Annotated in this window: 20 protein-coding genes; 9 read left to right on the forward strand and 11 right to left on the reverse strand. The window is 54.3% G+C overall.

Annotated elements, in window-relative coordinates; genetic code table 11:
• Nucleotides 1-35 precede the first annotated feature (35 nt).
• Both IPM21_17255 and dnaE read right to left on the reverse strand, forming a co-directional pair.
• Entirely contained in the window at nucleotides 36-872 is an 837-nt protein-coding gene (locus tag IPM21_17255) for an acetyl-CoA carboxylase carboxyltransferase subunit alpha (protein MBK9165619.1), read from the reverse strand.
• A gap of 12 nt (nucleotides 873-884) precedes the next feature.
• Nucleotides 885-4,412: a DNA polymerase III subunit alpha gene (gene dnaE / locus IPM21_17260; GenBank protein ID MBK9165620.1), complete on the reverse strand. Its 3,528-nt coding sequence runs from the start codon at nucleotides 4,410-4,412 to the stop codon at nucleotides 885-887.
• 14 nt (nucleotides 4,413-4,426) lie between these two features.
• On the opposite strand from dnaE, the gene miaB reads away from it, so the two are divergent.
• From miaB to IPM21_17290, 6 genes are all read left to right on the forward strand, one after another.
• Nucleotides 4,427-5,752 carry a tRNA (N6-isopentenyl adenosine(37)-C2)-methylthiotransferase MiaB gene (miaB, locus tag IPM21_17265; GenBank protein ID MBK9165621.1) on the forward strand — a complete coding sequence of 442 codons (1,326 nt, stop codon included), beginning with the start codon at nucleotides 4,427-4,429 and terminating at the stop codon, nucleotides 5,750-5,752.
• 33 nt (nucleotides 5,753-5,785) lie between these two features.
• A complete protein-coding gene (locus IPM21_17270) occupies nucleotides 5,786-6,250 on the forward strand; it encodes a bifunctional nuclease family protein (GenBank protein MBK9165622.1) in 465 nt (154 codons plus the stop codon).
• Between the two features lie 19 nt (nucleotides 6,251-6,269).
• A complete protein-coding gene (locus IPM21_17275; protein MBK9165623.1) occupies nucleotides 6,270-7,061 on the forward strand; it encodes a ParA family protein in 792 nt (263 codons plus the stop codon).
• Nucleotides 7,021-7,866 carry a ParB/RepB/Spo0J family partition protein gene (locus IPM21_17280; GenBank protein MBK9165624.1) on the forward strand — a complete coding sequence of 282 codons (846 nt, stop codon included), beginning with the start codon at nucleotides 7,021-7,023 and terminating at the stop codon, nucleotides 7,864-7,866. The genes IPM21_17275 and IPM21_17280 overlap by 41 nt, the downstream gene beginning before the upstream one ends.
• A gap of 301 nt (nucleotides 7,867-8,167) precedes the next feature.
• Nucleotides 8,168-9,331, forward strand: coding sequence for a methionine adenosyltransferase (locus IPM21_17285; protein MBK9165625.1), 1,164 nt, complete (start codon nucleotides 8,168-8,170; stop codon nucleotides 9,329-9,331).
• The gene (locus tag IPM21_17290; protein MBK9165626.1) at nucleotides 9,324-10,604 is read left to right on the forward strand and encodes an adenosylhomocysteinase; all 1,281 of its coding nucleotides are present in this window, start codon (nucleotides 9,324-9,326) and stop codon (nucleotides 10,602-10,604) included. The genes IPM21_17285 and IPM21_17290 overlap by 8 nt, the downstream gene beginning before the upstream one ends.
• Before the next feature lie 257 nt (nucleotides 10,605-10,861).
• On the opposite strand, the gene IPM21_17295 is transcribed toward IPM21_17290, so the two are convergent.
• The 3 genes from IPM21_17295 to IPM21_17305 all read right to left on the reverse strand — a co-directional run bounded on the left by IPM21_17295 (nucleotide 10,862) and on the right by IPM21_17305 (nucleotide 13,046).
• A complete protein-coding gene (locus IPM21_17295) occupies nucleotides 10,862-11,281 on the reverse strand; it encodes a hypothetical protein (GenBank protein ID MBK9165627.1) in 420 nt (139 codons plus the stop codon).
• A gap of 736 nt (nucleotides 11,282-12,017) precedes the next feature.
• A complete protein-coding gene (locus tag IPM21_17300; GenBank protein ID MBK9165628.1) occupies nucleotides 12,018-12,272 on the reverse strand; it encodes a hypothetical protein in 255 nt (84 codons plus the stop codon).
• A 393-nt stretch (nucleotides 12,273-12,665) separates the two neighbouring features.
• Complete coding sequence (locus IPM21_17305) at nucleotides 12,666-13,046, reverse strand: hypothetical protein (protein MBK9165629.1); 381 nt, start codon at nucleotides 13,044-13,046, stop codon at nucleotides 12,666-12,668.
• Nucleotides 13,047-13,755: 709 nt separating this feature from the next.
• Between IPM21_17305 and IPM21_17310 the strand changes: the two genes are divergently transcribed.
• Nucleotides 13,756-14,151, forward strand: a complete 396-nt coding sequence (locus IPM21_17310) for a hypothetical protein (protein ID MBK9165630.1) — start codon at nucleotides 13,756-13,758, stop codon at nucleotides 14,149-14,151.
• Between the two features lie 389 nt (nucleotides 14,152-14,540).
• Here IPM21_17310 and IPM21_17315 read toward each other — a convergent pair whose 3' ends face one another.
• The gene (locus IPM21_17315; GenBank protein MBK9165631.1) at nucleotides 14,541-14,765 is read right to left on the reverse strand and encodes a hypothetical protein; all 225 of its coding nucleotides are present in this window, start codon (nucleotides 14,763-14,765) and stop codon (nucleotides 14,541-14,543) included.
• A 258-nt stretch (nucleotides 14,766-15,023) separates the two neighbouring features.
• On the opposite strand from IPM21_17315, the gene IPM21_17320 reads away from it, so the two are divergent.
• Nucleotides 15,024-15,173, forward strand: coding sequence for a hypothetical protein (locus IPM21_17320; GenBank protein MBK9165632.1), 150 nt, complete (start codon nucleotides 15,024-15,026; stop codon nucleotides 15,171-15,173).
• Between the two features lie 138 nt (nucleotides 15,174-15,311).
• On the opposite strand, the gene IPM21_17325 is transcribed toward IPM21_17320, so the two are convergent.
• The 5 genes from IPM21_17325 to IPM21_17345 form a co-directional block, all read right to left on the reverse strand.
• Nucleotides 15,312-17,621, reverse strand: a complete 2,310-nt coding sequence (locus tag IPM21_17325) for an LptF/LptG family permease (protein ID MBK9165633.1) — start codon at nucleotides 17,619-17,621, stop codon at nucleotides 15,312-15,314.
• 6 nt (nucleotides 17,622-17,627) lie between these two features.
• A complete protein-coding gene (recO, locus tag IPM21_17330; protein MBK9165634.1) occupies nucleotides 17,628-18,374 on the reverse strand; it encodes a DNA repair protein RecO in 747 nt (248 codons plus the stop codon).
• Between the two features lie 28 nt (nucleotides 18,375-18,402).
• Nucleotides 18,403-18,573 carry a hypothetical protein gene (locus IPM21_17335; protein ID MBK9165635.1) on the reverse strand — a complete coding sequence of 57 codons (171 nt, stop codon included), beginning with the start codon at nucleotides 18,571-18,573 and terminating at the stop codon, nucleotides 18,403-18,405.
• On the reverse strand, nucleotides 18,570-18,950 hold the full coding sequence (locus IPM21_17340) for a hypothetical protein (GenBank protein ID MBK9165636.1): 381 nt from the start codon (nucleotides 18,948-18,950) through the stop codon (nucleotides 18,570-18,572). The genes IPM21_17335 and IPM21_17340 overlap by 4 nt, the downstream gene beginning before the upstream one ends.
• A gap of 133 nt (nucleotides 18,951-19,083) precedes the next feature.
• Nucleotides 19,084-19,827: a gamma-glutamyl-gamma-aminobutyrate hydrolase family protein gene (locus IPM21_17345; GenBank protein ID MBK9165637.1), complete on the reverse strand. Its 744-nt coding sequence runs from the start codon at nucleotides 19,825-19,827 to the stop codon at nucleotides 19,084-19,086.
• Between the two features lie 76 nt (nucleotides 19,828-19,903).
• Between IPM21_17345 and hslV the strand changes: the two genes are divergently transcribed.
• The gene (hslV, locus tag IPM21_17350) at nucleotides 19,904-20,452 is read left to right on the forward strand and encodes an ATP-dependent protease subunit HslV (GenBank protein ID MBK9165638.1); all 549 of its coding nucleotides are present in this window, start codon (nucleotides 19,904-19,906) and stop codon (nucleotides 20,450-20,452) included.
• Nucleotides 20,453-20,457 lie beyond the last annotated feature (5 nt).

Here is a 20,457-nt window from a genome sequence, read left to right on the forward strand (position 1 = left end):
GAAAAGGGCCGCGTCCGTGGACGCCGGCCCTTTTTTTATCCCAACCAGATGCCCATTTTTCTGAACTTCTGAAATCTTCGAAGGATGAGTTCGTCCGAACTGAGTGAGCGAAGTTCCTCCAAGTGGCGTTTTAAAACGGTTTTCAGCGATCTGCCGACCTCTTCAAAATTTGCCTTTTTAGCATCGTCACCGTCCATCTTCCAGGCTGTTTTCTCGGCAACGATCTCGTCGATCAATTCAAACCCGAGCAGGTCATTTGCCGTCAGCTTCAGGTTCTCTGCTGCACGATCCGCCATTGCTGAATCCTTCCAAAGAATCGCGGCGCAGCCCTCCGGCGAGATCACCGAATAGACCGCATTTTCCATCATCAGCACGCGGTCGCCAATTCCGATGGCAAGGGCACCTCCTGAGCCGCCTTCGCCGACGACTACCACAATTATCGGCACTTTAAGCCCTGCCATCTCGCGAAGATTGAAGGCAATAGCCTCGGCCTGGCCGCGTTCCTCGGCATCGATACCCGGATAAGCACCCGGTGTGTCGATGAAAGTAATGATCGTCCGGTTGAACTTTTCAGCTAGCCTCATTACCCGCAACGCTTTTCGGTAGCCTTCGGGTTTGGGCATTCCGAAGTTCCGCATCTGCCGCTGTTTCGTGTCTCGCCCTTTTTGCTGGCCAATGACCGCGACTTCGAGCCCATTTAACCGGGCAAACCCGCACACGAGTGCGTTGTCGTCGGCATAACGGCGGTCGCCGTGGACCTCAACAAAATCCTCGAAAACTCCGTTGAAGATATCCAGTGCATACGGCCGTTCCGGATCGCGAGCGTTGAGTACGCGAACAAATGCTGTAGTTGCAGCAGTGTTTTCTGCCATATCAAATTTTCCTTAGTGATTCCATGTTACCGCGCAACCGAGAGACCTCAGCTGTTCTTCGAGCTTTCGAGAGCCCTGCACTTGCAGAGCAGGAGCTTTGAGTGTCAAATCAAATCCATCGATCGGCAATATGAGGGTAACATCACACATCCCACGGTCAGAAGCGAGCAAAGCGTAGAGGTCGTTCATCAGTTCCTCATCGAGTGCCGATTTCGGCAACGTAACGACAAGATTGCGGGCCTGCCTCGAAATGACATCCGGTAGAGAACGGGCCTCGGCCGCAACTATCGTGATCTCTCCGCCGTCGTTGTTCTCGATCTTCCCATCAACTATTAGGAGAGCGTCATCCGCTAACATGTTAGCGATCCTCGTGTAGGTTTCGCTCCATACGAGAATTTTCACATTGCCCGCCCTGTCTTCGAGCCGGAACTGCGCGTAACGGTTTCCAGATTTGCTCCACCGCACTAGCAACCCCGAAACGATGCCTGCGATCGAGACCATATCCCCGATTCCAGCCTCTCCCAGTGCGTCTATCGAAGTAACGCCAATCCGGTCGACCCTTGTATCATAGGCATCAAGCGGATGCACGGAAAGATAAAAGCCGAGCGCTGCTTTCTCACGTGCAGCCATCTCTTCCCGGGTCCAGGGAGCGGCTTCTGCCAGATCAACCTCGAGTGTCGATCCCTCGCCGGCCGCCGCGAATAAGCCGGTCTGGCCCTGCAGCTTGTCGTTCCACGAACTCTGCCCATAGGCAAGAATGTCGTTGATTGATGTAAACAAACGAGAGCGCCAAGCGTTGGCTTCAACGCCGTCGGGGATCATTGAATCGAAAGCGCCTCCAGCGATGAGGCTCTCAAGCATTTTTCGATTCACGCCGTTTTGCCCGACGCGGCTGACGAAGTCGAAGATAGACTTGAACTTCTCGCTTCCGCGGGCTTCGATTATTGCACTAGCCGAAGAAGCGCCGAGTCCCTTGATCGCACTCAATCCGAACCGAACTGAATCGTCCGTCGGCGTAAAGCCTTCGTCGCTTTCGTTCACATCCGGCGGAAGCAACCGAAGCCCCATCGAACGCAGCTCGCTCGAATATTTGTAAACCTTCGAGCTGTTATCCGATTCGTGCGAGAGGACGGCTGCATAGAAATAGGCCGGATAATGTGCCTTTAGATAGGCGGTCTGAAAGGCCAGCATCGCATAGGCGATACTGTGGCTTCGGTTGAAACCGTAGTCGGCAAACTTTGCCATCAGGTCAAAGATCTCTCGAGCTGTTTTTTCCTTAATGCCTCGTTCGACCGCTCCGCCAATGAACTTCACCTCATGCGGGGCCATCTCTTCGGGCTTCTTTTTACCCATCGCCCGTCGCATCAGATCGGCTTCCCCGAGCGAGTAGCCGGCAAGCCGTTGAGCGATCTGCATGATCTGTTCCTGATAAACTAGAACGCCAAACGTGTTCTTTAGAATATCCTCCATTTCGGGAAGGATATATGTGACCTCTTTTTCGCCCCGATGCCGTTTGATGAAGTCCTCGACCATTCCTCCATCGAGCGGGCCCGGGCGATAGAGTGCGTTCAAGGCGGCCAGATCTTCAAGTTCCTTTGGCTTAAGTCGCCGGCAGATCTCCTGCATTCCTGAAGATTCGAACTGAAAGACTGCCTCGGTCTTCCCGTCGCCGAAGATCTTCATTGTCTTTTCGTCTCGGAGTGAGACAGTTTTCCATTCGACCTTTTTCCCGGTCCTTTCACGCAGACCTGCAAGGCAGTCGCTAATAATAGTGAGCGTCGTTAAGCCGAGGAAGTCCATCTTCAGCATCCCGAGCTTCTCGAGGTCGCCCATCGGATACTGGCTCGTCAATTCGTTCTTTGCCGAAATGGCGATCGGCACCATTTCATGAAGCGGTTTTGGCGAGATAACTACGCCCGCGGCATGGACGGAGGAATGCCGGGAACAGCCTTCGATCCTAAGAGCTAGTTCCAAGAGTTCGGCGACCTTCGGGTCCGACTTCTGTGCCGCTTTGAGTTCGGGAACGTCCTCAAGAGCCTTTGAGATGCTTGTTATTCTTCCACGGAACGGCGGCGGGATCATTTTCGCAACGCGTTCAACGTCGCCATACGGCATGTTCAGAGCCCGGCCGACGTCCTTGATCGCCGCTTTCGACGCCATCGTTCCAAACGTGATGATCTGGCAGACCGATTCACGGCCGTAAAGCTGCACGACGTGGTTAATGACCTCGCCCCGCCCGCGGATGCAGAAGTCGATGTCGATATCGGGCATCGAAACGCGTTCCGGATTCAGGAACCGCTCAAAAAAGAGATCGTACTGCAGCGGATCGACGTCGGTTATTTCGAGAGCATATGCGACAAGCGATCCCGCCGCAGAACCGCGGCCCGGCCCGACCGGAATTTTATGCTCCATTGCATAGCGAATAAAATCCCAGACGATCAGGAAATAGCCCGGGTAGCCCATACCCTCGATGGTGTCGATCTCAAGCTGGAGCCTTTCGTCATATTTCTCGAGCGGGTATTTCAACTCGCCTGCATCGCGTGAGGGGATTAGAACCTCGATCTTTCGGCGCTCGAGTCCCGCGCGTACAACCTTCTCGAAGTACTCTTCAATTGTTGAGCACCCTGATTCAGCAGGGATCGGAAACGTCGGTAGCGTTAGGTCACCGCCAATGGGAAGAACAACGTCACATTGTCCTGCGATCTTGACGGTATTTGAGAGAGCTTCCGGGAAGGACTCAGCGAAGAGGTCTCGCATCTCCTGCGTGCTTTTCAAATAATATGAATCATTCGGCAGGGAAGGTCGGCCTGGATCATTCAAGGTCGTTCCGGCGCCGATGCTTAGCAGCACTTCCTGAGCTTTCGCGTCCTCCTGTTCGAGATAGAAAACGTTGTTGGTAGCAACTAGAGGAAGCGAGGCCTTATTTGCCACGGCCATGACCTGTTCGCGGGTCGCAACATCCTCGGGTATTCCGTGGTCCTCGATCTGGACGTAGATGTTCGCACTACCGTAGATCTCCGTGAGCGTCGCTATGTGCCGCTCTGCACGATCAATATCGCCGCTTGAAACATAGTGCCAAAGAGCCGATCCCGGAGCCCCAGTCAAAACGAAGAGATCAGAACTTTTTTCTCCGAGAAGCTCTATATCCACCCGTGCCTTTCCATTGTTTGCCCCCTCGGTAAATGCTTTCGAGGCGATATAGGAGAGATTAAGGTAGCCTTGGTAATTTTTGGCCAAAAGCACCAGCTCGTAATACGCGAGTTCACCGGCCTCGAGCGCCAAAGACTTGTCAAAACGGCTTCCCGGAACGACCGAGGCCTCATATCCGATGATCGGCTTGATACCCGCATATTTCATTTCCCGATAGAACGACGCCGCACCGAACATATTTCCTTTATCGGTGATCGCGCAGGCCTTCATGCCGAGTGTTTTCAGCCGCTCGGCAAGGCGTTTTAGTTGGATTGTGCTCTGCAACAGGCTATAATCCGAGTGCAAATGAAGGTGGACAAAATCGTTCTTTTCGAGGGGTTGGTATTCCATTTTCGTGGTCGTTTATGAAGAAAGTCTACCTTGAAACTTTCGGCTGTCAAATGAATGTTTCGGATTCCGAGCGGGTCGCATCGTCGCTGGCCGCCGAGGGCTTAGAGCTCGTCCGAGACGAGCATTCGGCCGACCTAGTTTTGATAAATACTTGTTCTGTCAGGGAAAAAGCCGAGCAAAAACTCTACACGCGGGTCGGCAGGGTCAGGCACCGTGAAGGAGCCAAACCGGTCATCGGGGTTATGGGATGCGTTGCCCAATTGGAAGGTGAAACGCTTTTCAAAAAGATCGAAGGAATCGACTTTGTACTCGGCACACGAGCGGTCGGAAGGGTCAATGAGGCGATCCGTAGGGTTCTCTCGGATGGTCCTGGCTATTCCGATCTAGGCGAGAGGGAAGTTGACTATGATTGGTCGGTCGCTGATGCTCAGCGGCATTCCCGTTCGGTCGCATTTGTTCCCATAATCGAAGGGTGCAACAAATTTTGCACATACTGCATCGTCCCATTTTCTCGCGGCAGGGAAACGAGCCTTTCCGCTTCTGAGATCATCCGCCAGATACTCGAGCTAAAGCGAAATGGCGTCAAGGAAGTTCATTTGATCGGACAGAATGTCAATAGTTATCGACCGAAGACCGAATCCGGGCTGGAAGGCTTCAATGGCCGCACGCCTTTCTCGCGGTTGCTCAGGGCCGTTTCGGCCACAGGCATTGAAAGGATCAAATTTAACACTTCTTTTCCGCGTGATTTTGATTCAGATATCGTCGATGCGATCGAGGAGAACGAAAATCTCTGCAACTGGGTGCACCTTCCGGTGCAGTCCGGGAGCAACAAAGTGCTTAAAAATATGCGGCGGCTCCATACGGTCGAGAGTTACAAGAAAAAGATCGATCGAATTAAGTCATCGCCGAGAGAGATCGCTTTGACGACGGACATAATCGTCGGATTTCCGGGTGAGACGGAAGAAGATTTCAGGGATACGGTTGAACTCTTCGAGTATTGTGAATACTCAATGGCTTATATTTTTAAGTACTCGCCGCGGCCGGACACGCCTGCTTTCGATATGCCCGACGACGTGCCGCCCGAAGAGAAGACACGACGATTTCTTGCGCTCGAGCGGGTGCAGAAACGTCTCCAGGCAAAGGATCTCGCAGGATATACGGGAAGAACCGTCTCGGTTTTGGCCGAAAGGCGCTCGGCCAAATCGTCGTCCGACCTTACCGGACATTCGACGAGCCACAAGGTTGTGAATTTTCCGGGAACCGATGATATGCTAGGGAACATCGTCGATGTCCGCGTCACTAAGGCAAAGGCAAATTCGCTCTACGGAGAAGTGGTCTGATCTATCGTGAACGAAACTTCCGAACTAATTGAAATGCGAATCGGGGCCCTGATAATGGACCCGAACACGAACTCGCCGATCGTCGTGCTTAAGGGGATCGAAAGCGAGAGCGTTCTTCCGATCTGGGTCGGTGCGTTCGAGGCAAATGCGATAGCGCTCGAAATAGAAAAGATCGTCCCGCAGAGGCCGATGACGCACGACCTTCTTAAGAACTTAGTGTTGGCCTGTGGGTTAAAGCCAGGAAAGATCGTTGTTACGGACCTGATCGACAACACTTTCTTTGCCAGGATCGAGCTTGAAGATGACGAAGGTCAACCGATAGTCTTTGACGCTCGGCCTTCCGATGCTATAGCCCTAGCGTTAAGGCTCGACTGCCCGATATTTGTTGAGAGCCGTGTCTTGGAACTTTCCGCGACCTCGACCAAAGGCGACGAAAGCTCCACCGATGATGAAGAGAGTGGGCAGTCAGTCGAAGATTGGCCCGAAGTCATCGGTTAATCCCAATTTTTTAACTTTAATGATAATTGCTATCACCAACCAAAAAGGCGGTGTCGGTAAAACCACCACCGCGATAAATCTGGCAGCCGCATGTGCCGAAAAGGGAAAGCGCGTGCTTCTGATCGACCTCGATCCGCAAAGCAATACCTCCCTCTCGTTCATCGATCCCGCACGCGTCTCTCTGGGATCCTATGAATTCTTTACGGAAACGGATAAGTCGTCTGATGACTATATTTACGAGACCTCGGTTGAGAACTTACATTTGATACCAGCGCGTATTAACTTGGCGAAACTTGAGGCAAAGCTGATCGGCGATTTTGACTCCGCGTACAAACTGCGCGACCGGCTTGCCCCGGTCATCTCGTCGTACGATCTTATTTTGATCGACACCCCGCCAACGCTCGGCATCATTACGGTAAATGCTCTTGTAGCAGCGAACTACGTTCTGGTACCGATCCAGGCCTCATATTTTGCATTAGAGGGAACTGACGACCTGCTTGAGACTATCGATAAGGTTCGCTCGCGGCCGAATCCTGATCTCGACCTGCTCGGAGTGCTCGTTACGCTTTTTGACCGGCGGACGTCGTTATCAAAAGATGTCGAAGCACATATTCGTAAGGTTTTTGGAGCAAAGACGTTCAAGACCTTGATAGGACGAAGCGTCCGCCTCGAGGAATCGCCCGCTCACAAGCTTTCGATTCTTGATTACGCTCCGCGTTCTTCAGGCGCGACCGAATATAGAGAATTGGCTAAGGAGGTGCTTAAGCGTGTTGAAAAGAGGACTACCAACCGGCGTGCAAATGCGGCATGACGCACATTACGTGGATTCGCTCGGGGCACCTGTGTCCACGATCGGCCGCAAGATCGCGATAGATCTGATAGAGCCGAATCCCGAGCAGCCGCGTTCCGAATTCGGTGACCTAACTGACCTTACTGCTTCAATAAAGGAAAAAGGCGTTTTAGAGCCGCTTCTGGTCAAGCCAATCTCTAAGTCGGGCCGGTGGATGATCATCGCCGGCGAACGACGCTGGAGGTCAGCCAAACTTGCCGGACTAACTGAAGTGCCTTGCATCGAGATGGATCTTGATGAGCAAGGCGTCGCGGAGATCGCACTCATCGAAAACCTTCAGCGGAAAGACCTCAATCTTTGGGAGGAAGCGGACGGCCTTGCCGCACTTCAGCAAAGATATGGCTACACCCAGGAAGAGATCTCAAAAAAGATAAGCAAGAGCCGTACGACCGTAACAGAGTTTCTCACGATCGCCGGACTGCCGGCTGAGATCCGCGAGCGCTGCAAAGCGCTTAAAGTCACCACAAAATCCTCACTTCTCGAGGTCGCCCGCCAATTCGACGAGCCGGCAATGAACGAATATCTCGATACACTCGCAGGCGGTCCAAAGCGAACTACGAGCGATCCTAAACCTAAGCGTACCAAACTAGCTGAGACCCCGTCGGTTGAATCCTCGCCGTCAGAAGGCAAAGCTTCGGACTTCAAGTATCAATCGCCCGACGGGTCGTTTACGGTGTCTGTCTCATTTGCCGGCAAAGCCTCTGGCAAGCGAACTGAGGTGCTTAAAGCACTTAAAGCGGCCTTCGATGCTGTGAAGGGGTCCTGAGCCTGGGATTCCTACGCCTACCGCGTTATTACATAATCCTTATTATCAGACGCAGTATATTCGCGGCCATCGGGGCGGCTTTTACTATGTCCCCCTTTGTACGTCCTCGGTTCTTGTTATTCTTTCAGATCAGGAATTCAATCCGGTTCGACTCAACCACTTCTCTGTAGCAACACCGGTCGTGTCTGGTCGCTTACTCGCCCGGTTACGGTTCTTTGACACTTTTATCCAGAAAGCTTACACTTTTGAGTTTGTTGTTAGGACAGAAATTTATTCTAGTAAACGTTAAGGAGCTTCAATTTTGAGGAACGGAAACTTTCTATTTACTTCTGAATCTGTGACCGAGGGACACCCGGATAAGATCGCGGATAATATTTCCGATGCCATTCTCGATGCGATTTTCGAAGTGGACCCGATGGCCCGTGTCGCGTGCGAGACTCTCGTGACTACAGGTATGGCCGTAGTCGCCGGCGAGATCACGACCACTGCAGAGGTTGACTACAAAAAGATCATTCGCGACACGGTGCATGAGATCGGCTACAACGATGCCGAGTTCGGATTTGATTCGAACACCTGTGCGGTCATCGATGCCATCGGCAAGCAGTCGCCGGATATTTCCCAGGGCGTTGACACCGGCGGTGCGGGCGACCAGGGGCTGATGTTCGGTTTTGCCTGTGACGAAACCCCGGAGCTTATGCCGATGCCGATCCAGATGGCACATAACCTGACTCGCAGGCTTTCGCAGGTGCGTCGTGATGGGACTGTTCCCTATCTCCGTCCGGATGGAAAATCGCAGGTTTCTATCGAATACCGCGACGGCCGTCCATTCCGAGTTGAGGCTGTCGTTATTTCGACCCAGACAGCTGACCTTGAGATCGAGGACATTCGCCGCGATATCATGGAGCACGTCATCAAGCCGGTTATCCCGGCCGAACTCCTCGACGAAAACACAAAATACCACATCAACCCGACCGGCAAGTTCGTTATCGGCGGCCCGATGGGCGATGCCGGGTTGACCGGACGCAAGATCATTGTCGATACCTACGGCGGTTATGCACCGCATGGCGGCGGAGCTTTCTCGGGCAAGGATCCGACAAAGGTTGACCGTTCGGCGGCATATATGGCTCGTTATATTGCGAAGAACGTCGTCGCTGCAGGGCTTGCGAGCCGCTGTACGCTACAACTCGCCTATGCTATCGGCGTTGCGGAGCCTGTTTCGGTCCTTATTGATACCGAAGGAACCGGTAAGATCGATGACGAGCGGATCGCCGATATCGTCCGTGAGAATTTCACGCTGACGCCGAACGCGATCATTGAAACGCTCGACCTTCGCCGGCCGATCTACAAGGCAACCGCCCGCTTCGGCCACTTTGGCCGGACGAACGGCGAATTCACTTGGGAAAAGACTGACAAGGCGGAGGCCCTCCGGCTTGCTGCTGAAAAAGGAGCTGCAACAAATGGCTAACCCCGGAACCTCAATGCAACACGATATTAAGGACATAAATCTCGCCCCGCAGGGCAAACAGCGTATCGAATGGGCCGACCGCGAAATGCCGGTTCTCCGGCTTATTCGTGAGCGTTTTGAGCAGGAAAAGCCGCTTGAGGGCGTCCGCTTGGTTGCGTGTGCCCACATCACCACCGAAACTGCGAACCTCGCCCGTACGCTGCAGGCCGGCGGAGCCGAGGCACTTTTGATCGCTTCAAACCCGCTTTCGACACAGGATGACGTAGCGGCTTCGCTGGTTGCCGATTGGGGCATTCCGGTGATGGCGATAAAGGGTGAATCTACAGAGACTTACGTCAGCCACGTTAAGGCTGCACTTGAAACGAATCCGAACCTCATCATCGATGACGGATCCGACGTTGTGGCGACGATGATCAAGGAAAAGCCGGAGCTTATCGGCAACCTGATCGGCACCACCGAAGAGACCACGACCGGCATTGTTCGCCTTAACGCGATGGTGAAAGCCGGCGTGCTCACCTTCCCTTCTATCGCTGTAAATGACGCTCAGACCAAGCATTTCTTCGATAACCGCTACGGAACGGGCCAATCGACACTTGATGGCGTTATCCGTGCGACCAACATCCTGCTCGCGGGTAAAACGATCGTCGTCGTCGGCTACGGCTGGTGCGGAAAGGGCGTCGCGATGCGTGCCCGCGGAATGGGTGGCAACGTCGTCGTTTGCGAGATCGATCCGATCAAGGCGATCGAGGCCGTTATGGACGGAATGCGTGTGCTCCCGATGAAGGAAGCCGCCAAGATCGGCGATTTCTTCATCACCGTCACCGGCAATCGCCACGTGATCGACAAGGAACATTTCGAAGTGATGAAGGACGGAGCGATCGTCTGCAACAGCGGCCACTTCGACCTCGAGCTCAACCTCGATGCACTTCGCGAAATGAGCGAGCCGATGATCAAGCGTCGTCCGTTCGTTGACGAATACATCAGTCGCGATGGCGGAAAGAGCGTTATCGTTCTTGGCGAAGGCCGTCTTATCAACCTCGCCGCCGCCGAAGGCCATCCGGCTTCCGTGATGGATATGTCGTTCGCAAACCAGGCCCTTTCGGCTGAATATCTCGTTAAGCAGAAAGGAAAGCTCGGAGCAGGCGTCCATGTCCTCCCGGCCGAGGTCGATCAGGAGATCGCTTCCCTCAAACTCCGAGCAATGGGTATCAACATCGACGAACTGACCCCCGAAATGATCGAATACATGGGCAGTTGGGAAACCGGAACCTAGTGCGTGAATCGTAAATAGTAAATCGTGAATAGTGAAAAGGCTCGGCATTTTGCCGGGCCTTTTTCTATTTTGCCATTCGAGAGTGTGTGGAGCGGCGTGAGATTCGCGATCGTTGTGTCGCGTGTTTCACACGCTCGGGCAACCGGGTGTAAACTGTCTACACATTTCGCTTCGCTGCATGTGTAGCTAAAGTTATCGCCGCGCGCTCCGCACGCTTCGGAACGTAAATACGCCAGCCCGTAAGGGGTACACTCCTTCTAGAAACTACCAAATGGAAGCCCGAAGATCTCCATTGCCCGTGACTTGAGAAGTAAATAAATGAAAAAGGCAGCGATGGCGGCGTGGATGCCGATGATCCACCAGCCGGCTCGGTCAAAGCGTTTTGTCTCCATCCAGCCGTCCTGGGCGCTCTGCAGGAAGACCGAGAGAAAGAGGCCGGCGTATGGCACGAACCGCAGAAACATTAGCCATTGGCTCGCCCCGATGTTCCTGAGCCGCATAACGTCGAGCACGACACCGGCGACCGAGAGGATCAGCGCAAGATAGCGAAAGATCGAGCTTTCCGGCCCAAAATACATCACTGCGAAAACAGCAGTGAACATCATCATTACCCGCAAAGCAAAGTAACTGATCCGGTCCACGCCCGGATATTTGTTTTCGAAACTCTCTCCCGCCATACCTCAGGATTCTATCAGAAACTGGCTAACGCCGAAATATTTTTTTCTTAGTGCAAAATCCGTCACCAGCGTTTTCCCGGCATTGGTTTTGGGCCGAAATCGCTCCGGTTTCGGCGTTTTTCCGCCCGGCGACGCGCTTTTCGCCCGCGGGTGACGGGTAATTCTCAGCCGGAGAATATCGGAGCCCGGAGGCCGGCCATTCGTCAATGCTTTCAACTGAACTGCTTTCCCAGATCAGAGCCCGCGTCGAGGGTGGAAAATGTTGCGTCCAGGACCGGCCAAAATTGCAACAGACCGCCAAATTCCCGCATGCCCGATATCGACGAAATCCGCGTGCCACAGCCCCTCGACGCAACCACCGACAAACCCCATGAAAACCGCCGACGCAACCACAGACATTTCTAAGACCAGGCGATTCGGCAAGATGGGATCGAACGAAATAAGCCCTTCCCTGTAAACGGTGATCTAATGGTCGGGCCGATAAGTTGATACGGAGAGCGGGCGGAGCCTGCGGCATTAATGTAGCCCATAACGTGAGTTATGGGAAAAGCGTTTTTCGATGGGGTGAGTCGTCAGGAGACGACGTCATTAGCTCCATTTCCAATGCCACCGTCTTCGACGGTTTCGATTCGATTTGGCGACCACCCACATCTTGCGATGTGGGCTACATCAATCGCGTCGTCTTCGACGACTCCGGCATTTCGCGAATGCAGCGGACGCCCACGGTACCTGAAGACTATCTCGAAAGCGATTCGGCCCAAAACGTCTCGAATTCGGTTTGGCTGATCTCATCGCTATTTGTTAGGCCGATCTCCGACAACGGCTGATCCGCTAAACCTGGTCCGAGCTCAATGTGGTAATCATGCCGAGACGTGAACCACCTATCGCCGTAGATCTCGATCTGTCTCGTTGCCCACTCGCCTTCAAACTCAAAATACACGACCCCAGTGCCATACTGCGATTCCGCCGTGTGCTTAAAATACCTCTTCATTCGAATATTGAAAAACTTCTAATGCACTCAGCCGTTACTTGATTCCGGGATTTCCGGAAAACACCTTCCGATCGCCCAAAGCCAAAATCAAAGTTTGAGCTAACTCGAACGCCCGAAAAGTCTTACTTGTTCCTGAAACAGTAGATATATGTAGTGGCACGCCGCATCTTCTGATGCAAAAACCTTTGTGTCGCTCTTGTTGCCTCGTTCGTCTAGATCGAAGACAGTCCACGTTCCATACGATTCTTGCAGGACAATCCCCGCAATCGACAAATGTCCGTCAAGCGAATAGAAATTAGGATTGACGCCCAGCTCGTCTAGCTTCTTGCGTAGTGTGTTTCGGTTCATCCCTACTCAACTCAACAACGTGCGCAACTGACCGTGAACTGTCCCCTATTTCGCGGATTCTAGCCGCCGGCAGATTAGGGTGTAGTTGACGCCGCTGTGTGCGGGTTCGTGGGTAAAGCCCGCAGAAAAACCATCCTTTTGCCCCCGCACCGAGATGGTGTTTATACCGGACTGTTCGTAAACATCCGTCCATCCTTCGCGGTTGAAAAAATCGACGAAGATATCGCGTACCTTTTCGTACGGTTCATCGGCAAGATACCCATACTCAAGAAGGTCTACATCGGCACGAAAGCTGTTGCGCATGAGGATCAAGCGGAACGAATCAGTCTTCGGAAGCGACTCACAGACTCGGTTTACCTCATGCAGCGACGGCGATTTGCGGATCGCTTCCTTTGTCGCCTCGGTTTTTCGCCGCTCACTCTCCAAAGACTCTGTCGGGGGAAAGTAACCGCAACCGCTCAAAAAGACGACAAGCAGCAGAAAGCATCGAGGAGAACTTTTTCTGCCAAAATGTTTCAATTTCCGCCGCCACCACGGCTTGCGGCGTCGGGTACATTAGTCACGTCGTCTTCGACGACTCCGGCGTTTCGCGAATGCAGCGGCCGCAAAGGCGGAAACCGGATCGATATGAACGGTGATCTAAAAATGAGGCGCGACAAGGGCATTTCAGTTACGGAAAGAATTCTCTAATTCAAGTTGCGCAAAACTGTCCAGCAACTTACGACCGCCATCGCGCCGCCGGTAAGAACATAAGCAATTCTGTTGATCATAAGCATCTTTTTATGCTTCGACGTCGGATGATGTTTGAGCGTAGAAAGGGCCAATCGCTTATTGAAGATGATTGCATAAAGCCCAGCCAAACAGACGATTAGCCCCATTATAAGAATCATAGTTAATCAGGTTCCTAAGTCATCGGGGAAAGAGTTTGCAAAAACCGTCAGCGGTCGACCTCAAGGCTTAATTTTAGCAGGACTGTCAAGAGGACTACCAGATTCTGAATTTGGATACCACACCCTCCCTACAGGTCGGGTTTCCGCCTTAAGATTCCATATTCATGATTCCGCACGAATGTAGAGTGCTTGCAACGGTGTTGCATGTGTGCTACGTTTGTGGCTGGAGGTGGAACGAGCGTTTTATGGAACTTGAGTGGAAGATATTGCCGAGGGGAGATGTGGCGCCGCATTGGTCGGGGCTATATGTGACGATGAACGCCCGCGGGGCGATAGCGATGAGCCGCGTTACGCACGAGCGGATCGGGGCGCCGGAGGCGGTGCTGATAATGTACGACGCGATGCATTCCCTGCTCGCACTCCAGCCGGCGAAACCGGGCGCGGCAAATGCATATCCGGTGCGAAACTACGGCCGCCGCGGCGCGCGGATCGTCCGGGCGTATCGGCTGCTCACCGAGTTTGGCATACAGCCCGCCGATACCATCGAATTTATGAAACCGCGGATCGACGACGAATCCCGCCTTATCCTACCGCTAAGGGACATTCGCATCTCGCCAAAGGCTCATTCGCAGTGCAGGTGAGAGGCCAGTAGCCAGAAGTCAGAAGCCAGAAGCCAGAAGTCAGAAGTCAGAAGTCGAAAATCTGAAGGTGGAAGGCTTTGTGGTTAGAACGCGGTTCTTTGGCACATATATATTTTTGCCAATGTGGGACATCTAACATTCAGGACGTGAAAAGAAGAGTACGATTGTAACGGGTGACGCTCTGTGCGTCGCGGGAGATTCTTATGTCATTAATAAATTGTCCTGAATGCGGAAAGGAAGTTTCAACGACGCCGCCGCTTGTCCCAATTGTGCTCGTCCGTTGCACGCACCACCCGTCGAACGGAAGGTCTTCGTTACTCCGCCACCGGAGCGGGAGGAAGGCTTCCCGACCTGGGCTTTGATCCCGATCGGGTTGATGGCGGCGGTCCTTATATTCGTCGCGTATCTTGCCTTCCGCGATACGGACGATACGGCGAACAGATGTGAACTCGGTCCCGATAGGACAGGCGGTCACCAACGACCAGCAGTGTCCCGTCGACCTCGACCTCATCGGCCCCGGTAACGCAGTCGGCCGAGCCCCAGTCGCCCTCGCAGACGACGACGGTCCCCGGTTCATCGACCGATTCGCCATCAGCTCCGCCCGATAAAGGCAAGGTGGTTATAGGTGTAAAGACCGTGGCGGCAAACGGCTCGCCCCAGGCGGTCCGCGGAACAAGATTTTATTTGCTCGAACAGGACGTCGAGACCGTGCTTCGCGAAGCTCGGGTTGAGCCGATCGCCGGCAACTCTCTGGGGCCCGGGCTCTACTGTTTTCCCGAACTACGGCGATTTTCACCCGCTGCGGGGCGATCGCCGCTAATGCGAAATACTCAGGAACGACCGATGGAAGCGGCGGGGCAAACCTCTCGAGCGTGGACCCGAAGGGCTACTACCTCTTCGGAATCGCGAAGATCGGACGTGGCTTCGCACTCTGGAATGCACCCGTCTCCGTGATCGCCGGCGACAATATGCTCAACCTTAGCCCGCAAAGCGTGACCGAGATATCCGATCCAAACAGCTAGTTACAAAGCAACCGTCATCGACGGTTCCCAGGCTCTTGAATCATGAAGCCCACATCTCGCGGTGTGGGCTTTATCATTTTCATGGTCTCCCAGACCCCGAACTCCGAAACTCTGCAACTCTACAACTATGAAACTCGATCACGTTCGGACGCGGGAGAGGAGGAAGAGGCCGGCGGCGGCGAAAAGGAGCATTGGCGCCCAGATGGAGAGCAAAGCGGGGATCGAACCATTAAGCCCAAGCTGCTCAAAAGCGGCCGAAATCCCCATAAACACAAGCCAGACAGCGACGGCATATCCGACCGAGACGACCTTCCCTTTCCGGCCCAGCGAGATGGCAAACGGGGCCGTGAAAAAAGCGACGACAACCGGTAGAAAAAGCAGGCCGATGCGTTTGTGGTAGGCGACGGCGAGGCTCCGCTTTTCCGATTCGGCCCGCGACACTCCAGATTGCTGCGAGATCTCTGATAATGTCATCTCGCTCGGCTTTCGGACCGTGCCGAGCACCGGATCGACCAAAAGGCCAAAGCTTTCTGCCGAACTTCCCTGCCGGATCTGCCCATTGGCCCCAATCTCGAGAATCTTCCATTCACTCTGCGAAGAGAGCTCCGAGCCATTCCAGTTGGCCAAATCGGAACGGTACAGAGTTTGCGCTCCTCCTTCCTTACCACGAACCAGAAGAAACGCATCCGGCAGCGAGCGCGTGGAATTGCCATCATAGATTTCAGACACTCCGTTATCAGACGCACCTGTATTATGGCGAAAAGAAATAACCCGATCTTGATCGATCACCCAGACCCGGCCGGCGCTTACTACCCGAGTGCTGGTCTCGCGCAGTTGTCGACGGAGGTCTTCCTGAATTTTGTTAGCACGTGGCGTTATGTTGTCCGATAGAAGCAGTAGCAGGACACCTAGAAACAACGTGAAGATAATAGCCGGAAGTAATAGACGATAAATGCTTTGCCCCGATCCGATCCAGGCCACTATTTCGTTTTGCCGTGACTTGATGACGTACGTCGCGAGTATGGCGAGCATGGCGGCCGAGGGGGCGATTTGCAGGAAAACGAAGGGTGCGAGGAAGAAGAGATACTTCCCGAGAAGTAGAAACCCGCCCGACTTCCCTGCCGCAAACCGCCAGAGCTCGAATGCCGTGAATACGAAGAACAGGACGCTCAGAAATGCGAGCGTAATGCCGAAATACTTAAGCAGGTTCGAAAAGATGTCAAAATCGCGGAGTCCGGTGGTCAGGTCCATCAGGATGCTGCTCCGCTGGACGCCCTTTCGCTCGAAGATCCCAGTCGGCATAAGCTCGCCGAGCCGTTCAAAGCGAAGTCCCGAGCCCGCCATTCGCTGGCTTGCGAAGAGCCAGATCACAACGCCAATGCTCGCGAGTAGCGGCAAAAGCGACGCGCTTACAACCGGAAGCGTACCGGCACGAGCGAATTGCTCCGCGATCATTGAGAGCAAATAGAAGCCTAGTAGCGTGACCAACGCCAGAAAAATGCCGACTCCGCGGCCGCCGCGGTTGAAGCGGAGCACCATCCCTGCCCCGAGGAATGCAAAGATGAGCGGTGCAAAGGAAAGCAGCAATCGCCGTTGGACGAGTACCTCGGCCTCGCGCCGCTCGGCCCCATCGTTCGCGCTAGCATAATCGACCAGTTCCCCGATGCCGAGTTCCTGCGGCGAAAGCTCGGCACTGTTAAGCCGCTCGATCAATTCCGATCGACGCGTGCGGATCGCGATGCGGATATCGCCGAGATTCTCGGCCGTGACTTTTTCGCCTTCGGTTCCCTTTCCGAGCGTGATCGCCCGGGCCTCTTCGAGCACCAGTTCTGAGTTTTCATAACTGGAATCGATCCGGCCTCCGCTACTCGTTATCAGACGCACGTCTCCCGTCTTCGGGTCCTCGGCGTAAATGAAGAGGTCACGCCATTCGCCAGTGGCCGTGTCGCCGCGGCCGGCATATATCGTGAACCCGGCGAGCTCGGTGTTGAATGTGCCAGGCTCGATGGGCGACTCGAGTTTCAGGATAGCCGCCCGAATGGCGATGTTTCGTACTGCTCCCGCAGCCGCCGGAACCCCGTAAATATTGACGACGAGAGCGAAGATCGAAAGCCCGAGGCCGAGCAGAGCGATCGGTGCGACGATCTGCACGTTGCCAATTCCGGCTGCCCTCATGGCGACCAGTTCGCTATCGCCCTGCATTCGCGAAAGGCCGATGATCGTCCCGACCAGCACCGCCATCGGGCATGTGAAGGCAATGACGCTCGGCAGGAGAGCCGAAGCAAGCTGCCAGACCAAACCTGACGGCAGATTGACGCTGAAGAAGATCTCGTAGAACTTCCCTGCCTGTTGGATGAAGAGCACGACGCTGAGCAGTAGCCACGAAAAGAGGATGTAAGGGCCGATGGCCCCGAGAATGTAGCGTGCGATCTTTGGTCCGAATGACATCCTTATCTAAATATTCGGGCGGGCGGTGGCCTTTGCCTGGTTCGGGCCGGCCGCCTGCGAGAGCATTTTGAATACGATAGCAGAAAGCTCGCGGAGTATCTCGCGGTGGCTTTCGACGTCTGTTAAAAATTCAGCAGGCGATAGTCGCAGGATCCGCAGCAATGTATTCCGCACGCCCGGGGCGATCGGCCGCCTTCCCTTTACCGAGCAGCGCGTGCATTGAAGCCGGTCTTCGGCATCAAGCTCTGCGGCCTCGACCGGGTCGAATTCCCTTCCGCAGCGGGCGCATACGGACCAGTCTGGCAGGAAACCTTCGATCCTGAGCAGCCAAACCTCGAAGTAAAGCTCGATCGCCGTAAGATCCGCGTCCTTCTCGGCGGCAATAATAATAAGCGCCCGCAGCATGCGGTAAAGCAGCGGAGCGGGCAGGTTCGGCTGGGCAAATACGGTTATCAGATCGGCGAAGCGGGCGAAGACCCTTAGAAAGGGCGGCTCGCTTGCGGCCTCGAACGAAGAGACGACCAGCTCGGCCTTCTGGATCGAAACAAGCTCGCGTTCGTCCTTTTGAAAATACTCGAGATTGACTATCGAGAATGGCTCGAGCGAACTGCCGAACTTGCTGTGCAGCCGTCGCGAGCCCTTTGCGACGCCTCGGACGATCCCCGCCTCGCGGGTGAGAAAGAGCGCGATGCGGTCCGCTTCGGCGAGGTTATAGGTCTTGAGGACAATGCTTTCAGATTCGTGCAGAGGCATCCGGCATTGCACTCCTTAAATGTCCGACCTACCAGGGGATGAAATAGAGCAGCCAGGCGATCGCGAGACTGATCACGACAAACTGCAGGAACGACTTTGCTCCGTAGATCACACGTTCGCGAGCGGTCCCGTCCGAGAAAACGGCGAAGAGCACGGAGATGAAAAACGCGAAGATAAGCAGGAAAAGAAAATGTGTCATTTTTTCCTCCCGTAATAGATATCAAGTGCATCGACAATGGCCAAGAAGTTGAGCAGGCCGGCCGCCTCGAGCAATCGGCCGCCGTATTCAAAGGTCGCGCTTGCCGCCGCATCCGGCGAAGGCGTTACGGAAAAGAGAAAGGAGATGAAAGCCCCAAGGCCGTTGCCGAGCTTCGCAAAAGCGTTGAGCAAGTAAAGAAGCTGGCCGTCGCGATATTCGAATCCGGGGTAATAAGCGCCGCCGGTCGCTATCGCGATGATGAACATTATCCAGATCGAGGCCGCGATAATGATCCCCCGACGATTCTTCTTTTGAATAAAGTGGCCAGCACCCGGAAATATCCAGGAAACGATGCCGATGACGATTGGATTATCCATTTCTTAGCTGAACCAGCGCTTTAAGAGTCGGTACCCGACCCCTAAACAAACGCATGAACTCAAACTGCAACTCACTGTAAACACGACATTTGCCAGGCCCTTAAGGTGATGGCTGAAGCCCTAAAGTTTTACTTTAGGTGCCCGCTTCGAGCGTCCGCCCATGGCAAGCCTCGACAAATTGCTCAAATAGCTCCCGTGAGAACCGGTCAAACCCCCAACACAACTCAGGATGCCATTGCACGCCGATCTGAAATCTGGAACGGTCAGTTCCCTCGACCGCTTCGATAACTCCATCTGCCGCCCGGGCCGAGATCTGCAGTCCCGAGCCGACTGCCTTGACCGATTGATGATGGTGCGAATTTACTCGACGTTCGCCGTCTTCCGCCGACGCGATCTCGGCAAGCACGCTTCCATTCTCAATATCTATCCGATGCGAAAGCCGTTCGAGTGGCATTCCCTGCTCGTGCTTTAAAGCCTTCGGCACTTCACTTGGGATGTCCTGAACAAGCGAACCGCCGCGGACGACGTTCAATATCTGCATTCCAAAGCAAATGCCGAGTATCGGCAGCCCGAGTTGATCGGCGGCAAGGATCGCAAGCCGGTCAGTCTCGTCCTTCTCAAATATCACCTTCTTCAGCCCGATCGCAGGCTCCTCGCCGTAACGTGCCGGATCGGGGTCGGTATCGCTTCCGGGCAATAGCAGCCCGTCAAGTGTCGAGACGGCCGCGTCGATAAAACCCTTTTCTGCGATCAAAGGCAGCATCACAGGAACCCCACCGGCCGCCCATACAGCTTCGGAATAATGCCGCCCTAGATAAAATCTTCCGGTCTCAAGCTCGAGCCGTGTTGTTATTCCGATTCTTGGCCGCGATGCCATATAAACTTCAATGTTCAGATAAAACCTAAACAGTGTCAATTTGAGCATTTGGGTTTCAACTCTTATGATTCAAGATATGGTTCAAGGACGCGACGAGCGGATCCGCTCTACAACGATATTGCTTGTCCAACGCGAGGGTGCTGTTGCGATGGCCGGCGACGGTCAAGTCACGCTCGGCGATACGGTAATCAAGTCCTCCGCCCGCAAGGTCCGCAGGCTTCACGAGGGCACGATACTCGCTGGATTTGCCGGAGCAACCGCCGATGCTTTCACGCTGCTGACGCGGTTTGAGGCCAAGCTGAACGAGTTTCAGGGCCAGCTCGAACGAGCGGCGATCGAGCTAACAAAGGAATGGCGGACAGACCGATATCTGCGTCACCTTGAGGCTCTGATGATCGTTGCCGATAAGCGGACGGCGTTTCTGATCTCGGGCAAAGGCGACGTTATCGCATCGGATGACGGACTGCTCGCGGTCGGTTCCGGCAGCAGCTATGCGCTTGCGGCCGCACGGGCTTTGATTAAGCACACGCCGCTTTCGGCCCGCGAGATAGCCGAGGAATCGCTGCAGATCGCCGGTGATATCTGCATTTATACAAATTCGAGCGTGATAGTTGAGGAGCTTTGATCCGC

The sequence above is a fragment of the Acidobacteriota bacterium genome (genome assembly GCA_016716435.1).
Classification (GTDB): Bacteria; Acidobacteriota; Blastocatellia; order Pyrinomonadales; family Pyrinomonadaceae; genus OLB17.

Coding starts and splice junctions, on each gene's coding strand:
- IPM21_17295 (MBK9165627.1), bottom strand. CDS start 11,281: ATGGCGGGAGAGAGTTTCGAAAACAAATATCCGGGCGTGGACCGGATC.
- IPM21_17270 (MBK9165622.1), top strand. CDS start 5,786: ATGCGAATCGGGGCCCTGATAATGGACCCGAACACGAACTCGCCGATC.
- IPM21_17275 (MBK9165623.1), top strand. CDS start 6,270: ATGATAATTGCTATCACCAACCAAAAAGGCGGTGTCGGTAAAACCACC.
- IPM21_17255 (MBK9165619.1), bottom strand. CDS start 872: ATGGCAGAAAACACTGCTGCAACTACAGCATTTGTTCGCGTACTCAAC.
- IPM21_17310 (MBK9165630.1), top strand. CDS start 13,756: ATGGAACTTGAGTGGAAGATATTGCCGAGGGGAGATGTGGCGCCGCAT.
- IPM21_17340 (MBK9165636.1), bottom strand. CDS start 18,950: ATGGATAATCCAATCGTCATCGGCATCGTTTCCTGGATATTTCCGGGT.
- miaB (MBK9165621.1), top strand. CDS start 4,427: ATGAAGAAAGTCTACCTTGAAACTTTCGGCTGTCAAATGAATGTTTCG.
- recO (MBK9165634.1), bottom strand. CDS start 18,374: ATGCCTCTGCACGAATCTGAAAGCATTGTCCTCAAGACCTATAACCTC.
- IPM21_17335 (MBK9165635.1), bottom strand. CDS start 18,573: ATGACACATTTTCTTTTCCTGCTTATCTTCGCGTTTTTCATCTCCGTG.
- IPM21_17345 (MBK9165637.1), bottom strand. CDS start 19,827: ATGGCATCGCGGCCAAGAATCGGAATAACAACACGGCTCGAGCTTGAG.
- IPM21_17325 (MBK9165633.1), bottom strand. CDS start 17,621: ATGTCATTCGGACCAAAGATCGCACGCTACATTCTCGGGGCCATCGGC.
- IPM21_17300 (MBK9165628.1), bottom strand. CDS start 12,272: ATGAAGAGGTATTTTAAGCACACGGCGGAATCGCAGTATGGCACTGGG.
- dnaE (MBK9165620.1), bottom strand. CDS start 4,412: ATGGAATACCAACCCCTCGAAAAGAACGATTTTGTCCACCTTCATTTG.
- IPM21_17290 (MBK9165626.1), top strand. CDS start 9,324: ATGGCTAACCCCGGAACCTCAATGCAACACGATATTAAGGACATAAAT.
- hslV (MBK9165638.1), top strand. CDS start 19,904: ATGGTTCAAGGACGCGACGAGCGGATCCGCTCTACAACGATATTGCTT.